A 17,253-nucleotide genomic window follows, 5' to 3' on the forward strand; every position below is an offset into this window, starting at 1 on the left:
GGCTGTCGAAAGGGGGCGTTATGAACCATGTCTGGGGACTGTTTTCCCATCCCGATCGTGAAATGAAGGTGATCAAAAGCGAAGACGAGACGGTTTCGCATCACTACACCCACCACGTGCTGGTTATGGCAGCAATACCGGTTATTTGTGCGTTTATCGGTACCACGCAAATCGGCTGGAATTTCGGTGAGGAGAGTGTTGTCAGGCTGTCGTTGTTTACCGGTTTCTACATGGCGGTACTGTTTTATGCGCTGATGCTGGCAGGGGTGGCCGTGATGGGTCGCGTCATCTGGTGGATGGCGCGAAGCTACCCGCAGCGGCCCGGTCTTGCGCGCTGTATGGTATTTGCCGGATATGTTGCGACGCCGCTGTTTCTGAGCGGTATTGTGGCGCTCTATCCGCTGGTATGGCTGTGTGCGCTGGTGGGTACCGTCGCACTGTTCTATACCGGTTATCTGCTCTATGTCGGTATTCCGACCTTCCTGAATATCAATAAAGAAGAGGGGCTGAGCTTCTCCAGTTCCACGCTGGCGATTGGCGTGCTGGTGCTGGAAGTGCTGCTGGCACTGACGGTGATCCTCTGGGGCTACGGCTACCGCCTGTTCTGATAAAACGCATTGCTGGCGTAAATGCCAGCAATGCAATCTTCCGCAATGATTCTTCTGTGGCGACAACCCTGCATGGCGGCTATTATGCGCAGGCCAGCCTCATTATTTTCCTGATTAATGAAAGCGGTGTGCGTAACAACGTGCGTGAATAATTTTCAGAAGTCTCACCATGCAGAAATTTCGAGTCTCTTTATTAAGCTTGGCTTTATTGCTGGCTGCGCCTGTGGCGCCGTTTGCTGTCGCGAAAACCACTGCCGCGACCACTGCCGCACAACCTGAAATTGCCTCGGGTAGCGCGATGATTGTCGATCTGCAAACCAATCAGGTGATCTACTCCAGTCATCCGGATCTGGTGCGTCCTATCGCCTCCATCACCAAGTTGATGACCGCGATGGTGGTGCTGGATGCCCATTTGCCGCTGGATGAGAAACTCAACGTCGATATCAGCCAGACGCCGGAAATGAAAGGGATCTACTCCCGCGTGCGCCTGAACAGCGAAATCAGCCGTAAAAACATGCTGCTGCTGGCGCTGATGTCGTCGGAAAACCGCGCGGCCGCAAGCCTTGCGCACCACTATCCGGGCGGTTATAACGCGTTTATCGCTGCGATGAATGCCAAAGCCAAAGCGCTGGGCATGACCAATACGCATTATGTTGAGCCGACCGGACTGTCGATTCACAACGTTTCTACCGCACGCGATCTGACCAAGCTGCTGATTGCCACCAAACAGTATCCGCTGATTGGGCAACTGAGCACCACGCGCGAAGAGATGGCGACCTTCAGCAATCCGGCTTATACGCTGCCGTTTCGCAATACCAACCATCTGGTCTACCGCGATAACTGGAATATTCAGTTGACCAAAACCGGCTTTACCAATGCGGCAGGGCACTGCCTGGTGATGCGCACGGTGATTAACAACAAACCGGTGGCGCTGGTGGTGATGGATGCATTCGGCAAATTTACGCACTTTGCCGATGCCAGCCGTTTACGTACCTGGATTGAAACCGGCAAAGTACAGCCGGTTCCGGCGGCGGCGCTGAGCTATAAGCGCCAGAAAGCGGCGCAGATGACGCAGAATAACAGCGCAGCAGGCGAGCAAACCGCGCAGAACGATTAATTACTCCGGCAGCGTCCAGTCACCGTCGTTGAGTGGACGCTGCATAATCAGCGTATCCCGCCAGTCCCCTTTCTTGTAGCCGACGCTACGCAGTTGCCCGACAATCTCAAAGCCGTGCTTTTTATGCAGCCGCAGGGAGCCGGAATTATTATTGCCGTCGCCAACCACCGCAATCAGTTGCCGCCACGGTCCCTCTTCACAGCGGGCAATCAGAGCGCTCATCAGCGTTGAACCGATACCGCGACCGGTCATGCTGGCATCGACGTAAATCGACTCTTCCAGCGTATAGCGATAAGCCTGACGCGGGCGATAGAAACCGGCGTAGCAGTAGCCAACGATAATGCCGTGATACAGCGCAACCATCCACGGCAGACCATCGCTGGCGATTTTGCTCATGCGGGCACGCATTTCATCAATTGTCGGGGGAACTTCTTCGAAGGAGGCGCGACCGTGCAGCACGTGCCACGCGTACAGCGAGGCAATGGCGTGCACATCGTCAGGCGTGGCGTCGCGCACCACGACAGCAGGGCCGGAGAGAATATCGACAGCAGACATGGAAAGGTGTGCTCCTTCAAAGCGGGGAGCCAGAGAAACGTTTCTCTGGCGTTTTTCGCTACTCTATTACGAAAGGGGCACACAATACAGCCTGTATTCTGGCTATTTTATCGCCACGTCAGCGTGATTATCTGTCGTTAATTCCTCTTGCCAGAATTTACGCTTAGTGGTTTTTCCGATACCGGGGTTCATGCTGTTTGTCGGATCATTTTCCCGATAAAACTGTTTTAGCGTTTCTGCGGCTTCATACAGGTGACCCACGTTATGTTCGGCAGGGTATTGCGCGCCGCGCTGGCGCAGCAGTTCAAGCATTTGCTCTTTCAGCGCATGGGCGTCGACGCCTTTTTTGACGATGTAATCCTGGTGGAAAACGTGGCACATAAAGTGGCCGTAGTAGAGTTTGTGCACCAGTTGATTGTCGATTTCCGGCGGCAGATGCTCAAACCATTCGGTGTCGTTGCGCCTTAGGGCGATGTCGAGCGCCAGAATATCTTCCACTTCGTCGGCATGTACCGCCTGATAGCGGATCGCCGCACCGGCGGCGGCAAAACGGTGCAAAAAGGCTTTGCTCCCTTCCTCCGGCGTACAGACGAAAAAGCCGCCTTCGGCGCTGGCAAAATAGTCCGTCAGCCAGTTTTGCGCTTCCGCAATGCCGTCGCCGGACATCTTCAACAGCAGATGATGCTCGTACTTATCGCGCCACGTTTTCATCCGCGGCGGCAGATGTGACGGGAAAACGGCGCTGATTTTTTGCAGTGAACGGTCAATAAAGTGCGGCTTGAACAGCGGCGCTTTATCCAGCAGCGCTTCGGTGCGTCCCTTCAGAGTAAAGAACAGCGGCATTTTGTCGGTGCCGAGTTTGTCGATCATCAGGAACGTGTCTTTACCGTAGCGTTCAGCAATGTCGTAAATATCGCGGTGCATATATTCGCCTGCCACCGGCAGGTGGGCGAAGTTCGCCAGAATATGGCGACGGATCTCCGTTAATACAGCGGTCTGGTTGGTGCCGATATAGAACACCTGCTGCTGTTTTTCTGCCGGGAAAGTATCCAGACGCACCGCAAAAACCGCGAGTTTGCCCGCACAGCCGGAGGATTCAAACAGCCGATCCGGATCGGCGTTGTAGCGCGCCGGGGTATTGGCTTCGACATCACGCACGCGGGTGATGTAATCATGATCGTGGCCGTGACGCTGATCGTGGCGCACGTTATCCGCTTTGATGCGTTCGTCATCCAGCGCGCTGAGGATTTGCTCCGGCGTTTCCCCCAAATCAATGCCCAGATGGTTAACCAACTGCAATTTGCCCTGCTCGTCGATACGGGCGAACAGCGACATCTCGGTATAGGCCGGGCCGCGCTGCACCAGTGAACCACCGGAGTTATTGCAGATCCCGCCAATCACCGAGGCGCCAATGCAGGAGGAGCCAATCACCGAGTGCGGCTCGCGGCCCAGCGGTTTAAGGGCTTTTTCCAGCGAGTAGAGCGTGGTGCCAGGATACGCCAGCACCTGCTCGCCGTTATCCAGCAGGTGCAGCTTATCAAGCCGCAGGGTGCTGATAATCACAATATCGCGGTCATAATCATTACCGCTGGGCGTTGACCCTTCGGTCAGGCCGGTATTCGCCGCCTGCATCAGGATGATTTTGTCGGCGCTGACGCAGGCATGCAGCACGCGCCACAGCTCCACTAACGTTCCGGGAAACACCACCGCCAGCGCATCGCCGTGGCCGGAGCGAAAGCCTTTACGGTAGCGGGCGGTTTTGGCGGGATCGGTCAACAGGTGAGAGGCGCCGACCAGCCGTTTCAGTTCGTGTAAAAAAGTGCGGTTCTCGTTTGAAGTTGCGAATGACATATTCCACTCCTTGTGGTGAGTCAGCATTTTTGTGCCTGTAATAGTAGTCCTGCTAAACCTGACGGGGGAGTGAATTCGCAGAAAAATCAGAGCCCAACTCTGCAAGACATGCCAGGATTATGGCACACTGCGTTTTTTTCGCGGTCCGTTCCGCGGTTATGGGTGAAATACAAGAGAGTAAATACGACATGAAATGGCTATGTTCTGTAGGTGTCGCTGTGAGCCTCGCGCTGCAACCCGCGCTGGCTGAGGAGTTGATTGGCAACCATCCGCTGACGCCTGAAGCAAGGGATGCATTTGTCACTGAGTTGCTCAAAAAGATGACGGTCGATGAAAAAATTGGCCAGTTGCGTCTTATTAGTGTTGGCCCGGATAACCCGAAGGAAGCTATCCGCGAGATGATCAAAAAGAGCCAGGTAGGGGCAATTTTTAACACCGTTACCCGCCCGGATATCCGCGCGATGCAGGATCAGGCGATGCAGCTTAGCCGCCTGAAAATTCCTCTCTTTTTCGCCTACGATGTGGTTCATGGCCAGCGTACTGTTTTCCCGATTAGCCTTGGCCTGGCCTCCAGTTTTAACCTTGACGCGGTGCGCACTGTAGGGCGCATTTCCGCTTATGAAGCCGCCGATGACGGCCTGAATATGACCTGGGCACCCATGGTGGATGTTTCCCGCGATCCGCGCTGGGGCCGTGTGTCGGAAGGGTTTGGCGAAGACACCTTCCTGACCTCTGAAATGGGGCGCACGATGGTCGAAGCGATGCAGGGCAAAAGCCCGGCGGATCGCTACTCAGTGATGACCAGCGTTAAACACTTTGCCGCGTATGGCGCAGTGGAAGGCGGTAAAGAGTACAACACCGTCGATATGAGCCCGCAGCGTCTGTTTAACGACTATATGCCGCCATATAAAGCGGCGCTCGATGCTGGCAGTGGCGGCGTGATGGTGGCGCTTAACTCGCTGAACGGTACGCCTGCTTCTTCGGATTCCTGGTTGTTAAAAGATCTGCTACGCGATCAGTGGCACTTCAAAGGCATCACCATTTCCGATCACGGCGCGATCAAGGAGCTTATCAAGCATGGCACGGCCGCCGATCCGGAAGATGCGGTGCGTGTGGCGCTGAAGTCCGGCATCAACATGAGCATGAGCGACGAGTACTACAGCAAGTATCTGCCGGGGCTGGTGAAATCCGGCAAGGTGACGATGGAGGAGCTGGACGATGCCACGCGTCATGTGCTGAATGTGAAGTACGACATGGGGTTGTTTAACGATCCGTACAGCCATCTCGGCCCGAAAGAGAGCGATCCGCAAGATACCAATGCGGAAAGCCGTCTGCATCGCAAAGAAGCGCGTGAAGTGGCGCGCGAAAGTATGGTGCTGCTGAAAAACCGCCTTGAGACGCTGCCGCTGAAAAAAACCGACACCGTGGCGGTGGTTGGGCCGCTGGCCGACAGCAAGCGCGACTCAATGGGAAGCTGGTCTGCGGCGGGTGTGGCCGATCAGTCCGTTACCGTGCTGACCGGCATCCGCAATGCGCTGGCCGGCAAAGGCAACGTGCTGTACGCCAAAGGGGCGAATATCACCAACGACAAAGACATCGTCAATTTCCTCAATCTGTATGAACCGGCGGTGGTGGTGGATCCGCGTTCGCCGAAAGAGATGATTGATGAAGCGGTAGCGGCGGCGAAGAAAGCCGACGTGGTGGTTGCTGTGGTGGGTGAAGCGCAGGGGATGGCGCACGAAGCGTCCAGCCGTACTGACATCACTATTCCGCAAAGCCAGCGCGATCTGATTGCCGCGCTGAAAGCGACCGGTAAACCGCTGGTGCTGGTGTTGATGAATGGTCGCCCGCTGGCGCTGGTGAAAGAGGATCAGCAGGCTGATGCGATCCTCGAAACCTGGTTCGCCGGGACGGAAGGCGGTAACGCCATCGCCGATATTCTGTTTGGCGATTACAACCCGTCCGGCAAGTTGCCGATGTCCTTCCCGCGCTCGGTGGGGCAGATCCCGGTTTACTACAGCCACTTGAATACCGGCCGTCCGTACAATGCCAACAAGCCGAACAAATACACTTCCCGTTACTTTGATGAAGCGAACGGGCCGCTCTATCCGTTTGGTTACGGCCTTAGCTACACCACTTTCAAAGTCTCTGAGGTGAAAATGTCCGCGCCATCGATGACGAGCACTGGCAAAGTGACCGCCAGCGTGGAGGTGACCAATACCGGTAAGCGCGCGGGTGAAACGGTGATCCAGATGTATTTGCAGGATGTCACCGCGTCGATGAGCCGTCCGGTGAAACAACTGCGCGGCTTTGACAAGGTGAACCTGCAACCGGGCGAAACCAAAACCGTCAGCTTCCCGATCGATGTGAATGCGCTGAAATTCTGGAACCAGCAGATGAAATATGCTGCGGAGCCGGGCAAATTCAATGTCTTTATCGGCGTCGATTCAGCACGCGTCAATCAGGGCGAGTTCGAACTGCGCTAATCCCTCCCAGGCCGGGCAACCGGCCTGATTTTTTCTGCTATACCTTATTCCTTTATCGTTTAGGGCTTTCACGCGACAAAGCCGCTATTTTTCGGCTACGCTTTTTTCTCAACCTGCTGAAAAAGGCGGTAAAAAATGAGGGAAGTACAATGACAATCACCCATAAGATTGCGTGCTCACTGCTGCTGGTAGCGGCTGCGAGCCTGCCGTTGCAGGCAGCGGAACCGGTAAAAGTGGGATCCAAAATTGATACCGAAGGGGCGCTGCTGGGCAATATCATCTTGCAGGTTCTGGAAAGCCATGGCGTAAAAACAGTCAATAAAGTGCAGCTTGGTACCACACCGGTGGTGCGCGGAGCGATTACTTCCGGCGAGCTGGATATCTACCCCGAATACACCGGCAACGGCGCATTTTTCTTTAAAGATGAAAGCGACCCCGCATGGAAAAACGCGCAGCAGGGCTACGAGAAAGTGAAAAAACTCGATGCCGAACAGAATAAGCTGGTCTGGCTGACGCCCGCTCCGGCGAATAACACGTGGACGATTGCCGTGCGTCAGGATCTGGCGCAGAAAAATAAGCTCACATCCTTAGCCGATCTGAGCCGTTATCTGAAAGAGGGCGGTGAATTCAAACTGGCGGCATCGGCGGAGTTTATCGAACGCACCGATGCGTTACCGGCCTTTGAGAAAGCGTACGACTTTACCCTGAAACAGGATCAACTGCTGTCGCTGGCTGGCGGCGATACGGCGGTGACCATTAAAGCTGCCGCGCAGCAAACTTCCGGCGTGAATGCGGCGATGGCCTACGGCACAGATGGCCCGGTTGCGGCGTTGGGGCTGCAAACGCTGAGCGATCCGAAAGGTGTGCAACCCATCTATGCGCCCACGCCGGTAGTGCGTGAAGCGGTATTAAAAGCGTATCCGCAACTGGATGCGTGGCTGAAACCGGTTTTCTCCAGCCTGGATGAAAAAACGCTGCAAAAACTGAACGCCAGCATTGCCGTTGAAGGGCTGGATGCGAAAAAAGTGGCAGCCGACTACTTGAAAGAAAAAGGGCTGGTGAAATAAGCGCTGTTATGGAGGATTCGCGACGTTGCCATAATCGTGTGCTGCTGCTGTTAATGGTCGTCGGGCTGCTGGCAGCCTGGCTACCGTTTGTTAACTATGCGCCAAACCGGCTGGTATCGGGCGAAAGCCGCGCGTTGTGGCAGCTATTTCCGGCATTCTGGCTGCTGGCGCCCTGTCTGCTGCTGATACTCAGCTTTGTGCCAGGGCGCGGGGCGCAAATCGGTACGTTGCTGCTGGCCGAGGCGCTGTTCTGCCTGTTGGTATGGAGCGCGGGCAGGGCGGCGACGGAGCTGGCGCAATCGGGCAGCGCGCTGGCGCGAACCTCGCCAGGAAGCGGGCTGTGGTTATGGCTGGCTTTGACGCTGCTGGCCTGTAGCGACGCCATTCGTCGCTTTGCCAGCCATCCAGTCTGGCGCTGGCTGCTCAATGCGCAAATCTGGTGTCTGCCGTTGTTCTTACTGCTCAGCGGCGAGCTGGACGATCTCTCGTTACTGCATGAATACAGCAACCGCCAGGAGGTGTTCAATGATGCGCTGGCGCAGCATCTGACGCTACTCTTCGGTACGCTTATTCCCGCGCTGGTGGTGGGGTTTGCCATTGGTTTATGGTGCTACCGTCATCCGACACGCCAGGGGCCGGTTTTCACGGTGCTCAATATCATCCAGACCATTCCTTCTGTTGGGCTGTTCGGCCTGCTGATTGCGCCGCTGGCCGGGCTGGTGCTGCACTTCCCGGTTCTGAGCCGTTTCGGCATTGCCGGAACCGGTATGACGCCCGCGCTGATCGCCCTTATTTTGTATGCCTTGTTACCGCTGGTGCGCGGCGTGGTCGCCGGGCTTAACCAGGTGCCGCAGGAGGTGCTGGAGAGCGCCGAGGCGATGGGCATGAGCGCGCGCCAGCGTTTCTGGCAGGTACGCATTCCGCTGGCGCTGCCGCTGCTGCTACGCAGTTTGCGCGTTGTGGCGGTGCAGACGGTCGGCATGGCGGTGATCGCGGCGCTGATCGGCGCGGGAGGCTTCGGTTCGCTGGTCTTCCAGGGGCTATTGAGCAGCGCACTGGATTTAGTGCTGCTTGGCGTGATCCCGGTGATTGCGCTGGCCGTCGTGGTGGATGCGCTGTTTGGCTTAAGCCTCGCGCTGCTGAAGGTAAAACAACATGATTGAATTTAAAAATGTCAGCAAAACCTTTGCCGGACAGCAGGCTGTCAGCCATCTCGATCTGCATGTCAAAACGGGCGCTTTTTCGGTACTGATTGGTACATCCGGTTCCGGGAAATCGACCACGCTGAAGATGATCAACCGGCTGATCGAGCATGATGAAGGCGCGATTTATTTTGCCGGTGAGGATATTCGCCAGCTTCCGGTGCTGGAGCTGCGCCGCCGCATGGGGTATGCCATCCAGTCGATTGGGCTGTTCCCGCACTGGACGGTGGCGCAGAACATCGCCACCGTGCTGCAACTGCAAAAGTGGTCGCGCAGCCAGCGCGACGCACGGGTGGATGAACTGATGGCGCTGCTGGGGCTGGATGTTTCCCTGCGCGACCGTTTCCCGCATCAGCTTTCCGGCGGGCAACAGCAGCGGGTCGGTGTGGCTCGGGCGCTGGCGGCCGATCCGGAAGTGCTGTTGATGGATGAACCTTTCGGGGCGCTGGATCCGGTCACCCGCGCGGCATTACAGCAGGAGATGGTGCGCATTCACCGTCTGCTTGGGCGCACCATTGTACTGGTGACGCACGATATCGATGAGGCGCTACAACTGGCGGATCACCTGGTGTTGATGGATAAGGGCAAAGTGGTGCAGCAGGGGACGCCGCTGGCGCTGCTGACCGCGCCGCACAACGATTTTGTTCGTGAATTTTTTGGTCGTAGTGAGCTGGGCGTGCGCCTGCTGTCGCTGCGCCAGGTGAAAGGCTATCTGCGCCGTGAACCCGCTTACGAGGGGGAACCGCTGCGGGCAGAGATGACGCTGCGCGAAGCATTGTCGGCGTTTGTCGCCCAGCAGTGCGAGATCCTGCCGGTGCATGATGCCAGCGGCCAGCCCTGCGGCAGCCTGCATTTCCGTGATTTATTGCGCGTGGAGGCCAGCGGTGAGACTTCTGCGTGACCCCCTGTTATGGTTGATCGCGCTGTTTGTGGCGCTCTTGCTGTGGCTGCCACACTGCGCCGCGTTGTTCAGCGCACTGTTTCCGCAACTGCCGCGTCCGGTCTACCTGCAGGAGAGTTTTGTGTCGCTGGCCGCAGCGCATTTTGCGCTGGTGGGGATTTCCAGCGCGATTGCTATTGTGCTGGGCGTGGGAGGCGGCATTGCGGTGACCCGCCCGGCCGGGCGCGAGTTTCGCCCGCTGGCGGAAACCATCGCTGCCGTCGGGCAAACTTTTCCGCCGGTGGCGGTGCTGGCGATTGCCGTGCCGGTCATGGGGTTTGGTAACGAGCCGGCGGTGATTGCGCTGGTATTGTACGGCATTTTGCCGGTTTTACAGGGCACGCTGGCCGGGATCGCCGCCGTGCCAGAGAGCGTACAAAGCGTGGCGCAGGGCATGGGAATGAGCGCGTGGCAGCGGCTGGTGAAAGTGGAGCTGCCGCTGGCGGCACCGGTGATCATTGCCGGTGTGCGCACCTCGGTGATCATCAATATCGGCACGGCGGCGATCGCCTCAACGGTGGGCGCGAGCACGCTTGGTACGCCGATCATCATCGGGCTGAGCGGTTTTAATACGGCTTATGTTATTCAGGGGGCGATTCTGGTGGCGCTGGCCGCGATTATTGTCGACCAGGCATTTGAGCGGTTGACGCGCTGGCTTAGCCAGCACCGCCACGCACAATAAACGAGTAACCTGCAAGCATCACGCCGCTGATGCCGCCGATGGCCATCAGCAGAAAAACGGCGATGACGATAATTTTACCAGCCTTCATATGTCGTTCCTTTTGTTAAGACAAGTAGTATAAAGGGAGCCGGGTTGTTGATAAAACATTAAATACCGAGAAGCGCAATGCGGTGGCCGTTTTCCTGCCATGTCAGCAACTGATGCAGTTGCGCTGTTGTCGGATTCTCTCCGCACCACACCAGCAGCGTCTGGCCGTCGAACATCTCCGGGCGCAGATGGGTTAACGAATGTGCCAGCACATCCACTCGCCAGCCTTGCTGGCATGCTATCCAGCCTTCCAGCCATAAACGGGGAGTGTCGTGAATATTCCAGCCGATCACCAGCGCGTCCTGGCCGCTCTTTTTGCGCGCCAGCGCCAGAGAGGCGGAAATATGGGTAATCAATATTCCATCGAGCAGGCTGAGCATCGCTTGCAGGGCGGGCTGCGGGCTCTGCAGACGATGGCGTAAGGGCATGATCAGATTGCTGGTCAGTGTGCTGGCCGGGTAGTCGCGTTCGTGCTCTTTAATCCACTGGTGCAACTGCTGCTGATTGCCCTGTTGCAGATAGCGCAGCGCGGCCTCTTGCTGCTCACGCCAGCCGTCGCGAACCTCGTCAGGTTCGCTGGAAAGCAGGGTTTGCACTTTGCTGACCTGAACGCCATTACTGATCCAGCTTTTGATTTCCCGAATGCGATCGATGTCCGCTTCGGTAAAGAGTCGGTGGCCGCCATCCGTGCGTTGGGGTTTCAATAACCCGTAACGTCGCTGCCAGGCTCGCAGCGTGACGGGATTGACATCGCATAACAACGCCACTTCACCAATTGTGTAAAGCGCCATAGTTTCACCTTTGCTTACTGGCTCCCACTTTAACTGTAGCCTCTGGCGGTCGCATGAAGAGGAATTGGCGAAAAATTGCCCGGGCGGCAGGTGAAAGCTGAATCATCTGGCAAGACTTTGTGATACAGAGCACGATTTAGTGTTTTTTTGCAGCGCTTCAAAGAAACGCACGGCGACTCCATGTATGTTACGCGCTTTAGTTGATGTGGTATTTGCCGGTATGTACGAATTCAATCTGGTGCTGTTGCTGCTACAACAGATGTGCGTGTTTCTGGTTATCGCCTGGTTGATGAGTAAAACACGCCTGTTTATCCCGCTGATGCAGGTTACCGTCCGTCTGCCGCACAAATTATTGTGCTACGTCACCTTCTCTATTTTCTGCATTCTTGGCACCTATTTCGGGCTGCATATCGAAGACTCCATTGCGAATACCCGGGCGATTGGCGCGGTAATGGGCGGCTTGCTCGGCGGCCCGCTGGTGGGGGGGCTGGTCGGGTTGACCGGCGGCCTGCACCGCTACTCAATGGGCGGCATGACGGCGCTGAGCTGTATGATCTCCACCATTGTCGAAGGGCTGCTTGGCGGCCTGGTTCACAGTGCGTTGATTAAGCGCGGGCGTACCGATCGGGTCTTTAGCCCGTTCACTGCCGGGGCAATCACCTGTGTGGCGGAGCTGACGCAGATGCTGATTATTCTGCTGATTGCCCGGCCGTTCGACAGCGCATTGCACCTGGTGCAGAGCATTGCCGCGCCGATGATGGTCACCAATACCGTCGGCGCCGCGCTGTTTATGCGCATCCTGCTGGATAAACGCGCCATGTTCGAGAAGTACACTTCCGCGTTTTCCGCCACCGCGCTGAAAGTGGCCGCCTCCACCGAAGGGATTTTGCGCCAGGGTTTTAACGAAGAGAACAGCATGAAGGTGGCGCAGGTGCTCTATAAAGAGCTGGAGATTGGCGCGGTGGCTATTACCGATCGCGACAAGCTGCTGGCTTTTACCGGCATCGGCGACGATCACCATTTACCGGGACGGCCGATCTCTTCGGTCTGGACGCAACGTGCCATCGAAACCGGTGAAGTGGTATACGCCGACGGCAATGAAGTACCGTATCGCTGCTCGTTGCATCCGCAGTGCAAATTAGGTTCGACATTAGTTATTCCGCTACGCGGCGAAAACCAGCGCGTGGTAGGCACCATTAAGTTATACGAGGCGAAAAACCGCCTGTTCAGCTCCATCAACCGCACGCTGGGCGAAGGGATCGCACAACTGCTGTCGGCGCAAATTCTTGCCGGGCAGTACGAACGGCAGAAGGCGCTGCTGACTCAGTCGGAAATTAAACTCCTGCATGCGCAGGTGAATCCGCATTTCCTGTTCAATGCGCTGAATACGTTGAAAGCGGTGATCCGCCGCGACAGCGACCAGGCCGGGTTGCTGGTGCAATACCTCTCAACTTTCTTTCGCAAAAACTTAAAGCGTCCGTCAGAGATCGTCACGCTGGCGGATGAAATTGAACATGTGAATGCCTACCTGCAAATCGAAAAAGCGCGCTTTCAGTCGCGGTTGCAGGTGCAGTTACACGTGCCGGAGGCGCTGTCGCATTTGCAGCTACCGGCATTTACGCTGCAACCGATTGTCGAAAATGCCATCAAGCATGGCACATCGCAGTTGCTCGGCGTCGGCGAAATTTCCATCAACGCCAGCCAGGACGGGGATCATCTGGTACTGGCGGTTGAAGATAATGCGGGTCTGTATCAACCGAAAAATGATGCCAGCGGGCTGGGGATGAGCCTGGTGGATAAGCGGCTGCGCGCCCGCTTCGGTAACGACTGTGGTATCAGCATCGCCTGCGAACCGGATCTGTTTACCCGCATTACCTTAAAACTCCCGCTGGAGGAACAGGCATGTTAAAAGTGCTGATTGTTGATGATGAACCGCTGGCCCGGGAAAACCTGCGTATTCTGCTTCAGGAAGAGAGCGACATAGAGATTGTTGGCGAGTGTGGCAACGCCGTGGAAGCGATTGGCGCGGTGCACAAGCTGCACCCCGACGTGCTGTTTCTGGATATTCAGATGCCGCGCATCAGCGGGCTGGAGATGGTCGGCATGCTTGATCCCGGTAATCGCCCTTATGTGGTGTTTCTAACCGCCTTTGATGAGTATGCGGTGCAAGCGTTTGAGGAACATGCGTTCGACTATCTACTTAAACCCATTGAGGGGCGTCGTCTGGAGAAGACGTTGACGCGCCTGCGCCAGGAGCGCAGCGTGCAGGATGTGTCGGTGCTGCCGGAGAACCAGGAAGCGCTGAAATTTATTCCCTGTACCGGGCACAGCCGTATCTGGCTGTTGCAGATGGATGAAGTGGCGTTTGTCAGCAGCCGGATGAGCGGCGTTTATGTCACCAGCCAGGAGGGCAAAGAGGGCTTTACTGAGCTAACGTTGCGTACGCTGGAGAGCCGCACGCCGCTGGTTCGCTGCCATCGTCAGTATCTGGTGAATATGGCGCATCTGAAAGAGATTCGACTTGAAGATAACGGCCAGGCGGAGCTATTGCTGCGCGACGGGCTGACGGTGCCGGTCAGCCGCCGCTATCTGAAGAATTTAAAAGAGGCGCTGGGGTTGTAAATTCCTGTGCGATGCCTACACTGCGCGCTGGTTTATCATTTTGGGGAAAGAGATGCTTAATAACGATATCCTGCGCAGCCTGCGTTACACACTGCAAGCGGACAATAACGCGCTGGTGCGTATTCTCGCGCTGGCGGACACGGTGGTCACCGCCGAACAGATTGCGCCGTGGCTGCGTAAAGAGGATGAGGCCGGGTATAAGCCGTGTCCGGATATTGTGTTATCCGCTTTTCTCAATGGGCTGATTTACGACAAACGCGGCAAAGATGACAGCGCGCCGCCGCTGGTGGTCGAGCGCAAACTGAATAACAACATTGTGCTGAAAAAGTTGCGTATCGCCTTCTCATTAAAGACCGACGATATTCTGGCGATCCTGACCGCGCAGCAGTTCCGCGTGTCGATGCCGGAAATCACCGCCATGATGCGCGCGCCGGAACATAAAAACTTTCGCGAGTGCGGCGACCAGTTCCTGCGTTATTTCCTGCGCGGCTTAGCCAGCAAGGTGCAAAAGCCGAAAGCACAGGCCTGACAGGCGAAACGCCATCAGGCGCTATGTTGCCTGAGCGTAGTGGAAAACTGCCCGATGGCGGCGGTGCCTTATCCGGCCTGCGACCTTCACTGGCCCGGTAAGCGCAGCACCACCGGGCAAGATAAGAATTACTGAACCTCTTTAAAGCCTTTCGCTTTCAATAACTCTTCGGACTTCTGCATACTGATGCCATCCTGCACCGTGCCGGTAAACGCGGTGCCCTGCAACGCATTCAGATCGGCGAAATTCACCGCGCTGTAATCCACATCCAGCGTCTCCTGCGCATAGGTTTGCTGGTAATCAACACTCTCTTTGATCCCTTTGACGCTCTGGTATTTCTGGCTGATCGGCCCGAGGACTTTCATCGCTTCCTCTTTGTTGCTCGCGCCAATGGCGCTGTAGTCGATCTTATTTTTCGCCGTCTGGCGCAGCACTTTGTCGTCTTTGTAGTAATAGGTCAGCGTCAGCTCCGTTCCCGGCGCTGACCAGCTAAAGGTTTTGCTCTGCTCTTTCTCCCCGCAGCCGCTCAGGCTGAAGAGCAGGGTAAAGGCGAAAAGGGCGGCAAAAAGATGACGGATATTCACGGTGATTCCCCTGTTTCCATAAACTGGTATCAGTATAGAAAAAAGGCGCTGATATCAGCGCCTTTATTGTTATTTGACCTGTTGGCCGGCTTTCGCACCACTGTCCGGGCTGAGCAGGAAGATGTCCTTGCCGCCAGGGCCTGCGGCCATCACCATCCCTTCGGAGATGCCGAAGCGCATTTTACGCGGCGCAAGGTTCGCCACCATCACCGTCAGACGACCAATCAGCGCGCTCGGATCCGGGTAGGCAGAACGAATGCCGGAGAAGACGTTGCGTTTCTCGCCGTCCAGATCCAGCGTCAGGCGCAGCAGCTTGTCAGAGCCCTCAACGAATTCCGCGTTCTCAATCAGCGCCACGCGCAGATCGACTTTGGCGAAATCATCAAAGCTGATGGTCTCCTGAATCGGATTGTCGGCCAGTTCGCCGGTCACCGGCGCGGCAGCCGCTTTCACTTCTTCTTTCGACGCTTCAACCAGCGCTTCCACCTGTTTCATCTCAATGCGGTTGTACAACGCTTTGAAGGTATTCACTTTATGGCCGAGCAGCGGCTGGTTGATGGCATCCCACTCCAGCGTGGTGTTGAGGAACGCTTCCGCGCGCTCAGCGAGTGACGGCAGAACCGGTTTCAGGTATGTCAGCAGAACGCGGAACAGGTTGATGCCCATTGAGCAGATAGCCTGCAGATCGGCATCGCGGCCTTCCTCTTTTGCCACCACCCACGGCGCCTGCTCATCAACATAGCGGTTAGCCACATCGGCCAGCGCCATGATTTCGCGTACTGCTTTGCCGAATTCACGGCTTTCCCACGCTTCGCCAATGCTGGCCGCCGCGTCAATAAAGGTCTGGTACAGCGCCGGATCTGCCAGCTCTGCCGCCAGCACGCCGTCAAAGCGTTTAGCGATAAAGCCCGCGTTACGGGAAGCCAGGTTCACCACTTTGTTGACGATGTCGGCGTTCACGCGCTGGATAAAGTCTTCCAGGTTAAGGTCGATATCATCAATGCGCGAAGAGAGCTTCGCCGCGTAGTAATAGCGCAGGCTGTCGGCGTCAAAATGGTTCAGCCAGGTGCTGGCTTTAATGAAGGTGCCACGCGATTTGGACATCTTCGCGCCGTTCACCGTCACATAGCCGTGAACAAACAGGTTGGTCGGCTTACGGAAATTGCTGCCTTCCAGCATCGCAGGCCAGAACAGGCTGTGGAAGTAGACGATATCTTTACCGATAAAGTGATACAGCTCGGCGTCGGAATCTTTCTTCCAGTATGCGTCGAAGCTGGTGGTATCGCCGCGTTTGTCGCACAGGTTTTTGAATGAGCCCATGTAGCCGATCGGCGCATCCAGCCAGACATAGAAATATTTGCCCGGCGCGCCCGGGATTTCGAAGCCGAAGTACGGCGCATCGCGGGAGATATCCCACTGTTGCAGCCCGGATTCGAACCACTCCTGCATTTTGTTGGCCACCTGCTCCTGCAGCGCGCCGCTGCGGGTCCATGCCTGCAACATTTCGCTGAAGGAGGGCAGATCGAAGAAGAAGTGCTCGGAATCACGCATTACCGGCGTCGCGCCGGATACCACCGATTTCGGCACGATCAGCTCGGTCGGGCTGTAGGTCGCGCCGCACACCTCGCAGTTATCACCGTACTGATCCGGCGATTTACATTTCGGGCAGGTGCCTTTCACAAAACGGTCCGGCAGGAACATGCCTTTTTCCGGATCGTAGAGCTGAGAGATAGTGCGGTTTTTAATAAAACCGTTCTCTTTCAGGCGGGTGTAAATAAGCTCCGACAGCTCGCGGTTCTCGTCGCTGTGCGTGGAGTGGTAGTTGTCGTAGCTGATGTTAAAGCCAGCAAAATCAGTCTGATGTTCCTGACTCATTTCGGTGATCATCTGCTCCGGGGTGATCCCCAGTTGCTGCGCTTTCAGCATGATCGGCGTACCGTGGGCATCGTCCGCGCAAATGAAGTTCACCTCATGGCCGCGCATTCGCTGGTAACGGACCCAGACATCAGCCTGGATGTGCTCCAGCATATGGCCGAGGTGGATAGAGCCGTTGGCGTACGGCAGTGCGCACGTTACCAGAATTTTCTTCGCGACTTGAGTCATAGTAGGCATTACATCTTCTTGAGAAAAAG

General features: G+C 56.4%; 16 protein-coding genes. 10 read left to right on the forward strand and 6 right to left on the reverse strand.

Annotation, left to right across the window (positions count from 1 at the left end; genetic code table 11):
* Positions 1-20: 20 nt before the first annotated feature.
* Entirely contained in the window at positions 21-608 is a 588-nt protein-coding gene (locus tag AWR26_RS08660) for a Yip1 family protein (RefSeq protein WP_064565001.1), read from the forward strand.
* A 169-nt stretch (positions 609-777) separates the two neighbouring features.
* Positions 778-1,725 carry a D-alanyl-D-alanine endopeptidase gene (gene pbpG, locus AWR26_RS08665; protein ID WP_007371194.1) on the forward strand — a complete coding sequence of 316 codons (948 nt, stop codon included), beginning with the start codon at positions 778-780 and terminating at the stop codon, positions 1,723-1,725.
* On the opposite strand, the gene AWR26_RS08670 is transcribed toward pbpG, so the two are convergent.
* Together AWR26_RS08670 and dld are read right to left on the reverse strand one after the other, a co-directional pair.
* Positions 1,726-2,280, reverse strand: coding sequence for a GNAT family N-acetyltransferase (locus AWR26_RS08670; protein ID WP_064565003.1), 555 nt, complete (start codon positions 2,278-2,280; stop codon positions 1,726-1,728).
* Positions 2,281-2,382: 102 nt separating this feature from the next.
* A complete protein-coding gene (gene dld / locus AWR26_RS08675; protein ID WP_064565005.1) occupies positions 2,383-4,131 on the reverse strand; it encodes a D-lactate dehydrogenase in 1,749 nt (582 codons plus the stop codon).
* 188 nt (positions 4,132-4,319) lie between these two features.
* On the opposite strand from dld, the gene bglX reads away from it, so the two are divergent.
* From bglX to AWR26_RS08700, 5 genes are all read left to right on the forward strand, one after another.
* On the forward strand, positions 4,320-6,617 hold the full coding sequence (gene bglX / locus AWR26_RS08680) for a beta-glucosidase BglX (protein WP_064568979.1): 2,298 nt from the start codon (positions 4,320-4,322) through the stop codon (positions 6,615-6,617).
* 149 nt (positions 6,618-6,766) lie between these two features.
* A complete protein-coding gene (osmF, locus tag AWR26_RS08685; protein WP_064565007.1) occupies positions 6,767-7,684 on the forward strand; it encodes a glycine betaine ABC transporter substrate-binding protein OsmF in 918 nt (305 codons plus the stop codon).
* 8 nt (positions 7,685-7,692) lie between these two features.
* On the forward strand, positions 7,693-8,847 hold the full coding sequence (locus tag AWR26_RS08690) for an ABC transporter permease (protein ID WP_064565009.1): 1,155 nt from the start codon (positions 7,693-7,695) through the stop codon (positions 8,845-8,847).
* On the forward strand, positions 8,840-9,787 hold the full coding sequence (locus AWR26_RS08695) for an ABC transporter ATP-binding protein (protein WP_064565011.1): 948 nt from the start codon (positions 8,840-8,842) through the stop codon (positions 9,785-9,787). Before AWR26_RS08690 ends, AWR26_RS08695 begins: the two co-directional genes overlap by 8 nt.
* Positions 9,771-10,508, forward strand: a complete 738-nt coding sequence (locus tag AWR26_RS08700) for an ABC transporter permease (RefSeq protein WP_064565013.1) — start codon at positions 9,771-9,773, stop codon at positions 10,506-10,508. Before AWR26_RS08695 ends, AWR26_RS08700 begins: the two co-directional genes overlap by 17 nt.
* On the opposite strand, the gene AWR26_RS08705 is transcribed toward AWR26_RS08700, so the two are convergent.
* Both AWR26_RS08705 and mlrA read right to left on the reverse strand, forming a co-directional pair.
* Entirely contained in the window at positions 10,483-10,596 is a 114-nt protein-coding gene (locus AWR26_RS08705) for a protein YohO (protein ID WP_007371202.1), read from the reverse strand. The genes AWR26_RS08700 and AWR26_RS08705 overlap by 26 nt on opposite strands.
* 58 nt (positions 10,597-10,654) lie before the next feature.
* Positions 10,655-11,386 (reverse strand): HTH-type transcriptional regulator MlrA, encoded by a 732-nt coding sequence (gene mlrA, locus AWR26_RS08710; protein WP_064565015.1) that lies wholly within the window; start codon positions 11,384-11,386, stop codon positions 10,655-10,657.
* 220 nt (positions 11,387-11,606) lie between these two features.
* On the opposite strand from mlrA, the gene AWR26_RS08715 reads away from it, so the two are divergent.
* The 3 genes from AWR26_RS08715 to AWR26_RS08725 are packed head-to-tail and all read left to right on the forward strand — an operon-like array spanning position 11,607 to position 14,537.
* Positions 11,607-13,295: a sensor histidine kinase gene (locus tag AWR26_RS08715; RefSeq protein ID WP_043956827.1), complete on the forward strand. Its 1,689-nt coding sequence runs from the start codon at positions 11,607-11,609 to the stop codon at positions 13,293-13,295.
* Positions 13,289-14,008, forward strand: a complete 720-nt coding sequence (gene btsR / locus AWR26_RS08720; protein WP_064565017.1) for a two-component system response regulator BtsR — start codon at positions 13,289-13,291, stop codon at positions 14,006-14,008. Before AWR26_RS08715 ends, btsR begins: the two co-directional genes overlap by 7 nt.
* 52 nt (positions 14,009-14,060) lie before the next feature.
* On the forward strand, positions 14,061-14,537 hold the full coding sequence (locus AWR26_RS08725) for a YehS family protein (RefSeq protein WP_064565019.1): 477 nt from the start codon (positions 14,061-14,063) through the stop codon (positions 14,535-14,537).
* 128 nt (positions 14,538-14,665) lie between these two features.
* On the opposite strand, the gene AWR26_RS08730 is transcribed toward AWR26_RS08725, so the two are convergent.
* Together AWR26_RS08730 and metG are read right to left on the reverse strand one after the other, a co-directional pair.
* On the reverse strand, positions 14,666-15,121 hold the full coding sequence (locus AWR26_RS08730; RefSeq protein WP_052502010.1) for a YehR family lipoprotein: 456 nt from the start codon (positions 15,119-15,121) through the stop codon (positions 14,666-14,668).
* A gap of 69 nt (positions 15,122-15,190) precedes the next feature.
* On the reverse strand, positions 15,191-17,224 hold the full coding sequence (gene metG, locus AWR26_RS08735) for a methionine--tRNA ligase (protein ID WP_064565021.1): 2,034 nt from the start codon (positions 17,222-17,224) through the stop codon (positions 15,191-15,193).
* Positions 17,225-17,253: the final 29 nt, after the last annotated feature.

The organism is Kosakonia oryzae, assembly GCF_001658025.2.
In the GTDB taxonomy this organism is placed as follows: Bacteria; Pseudomonadota; Gammaproteobacteria; order Enterobacterales; family Enterobacteriaceae; genus Kosakonia; species Kosakonia oryzae.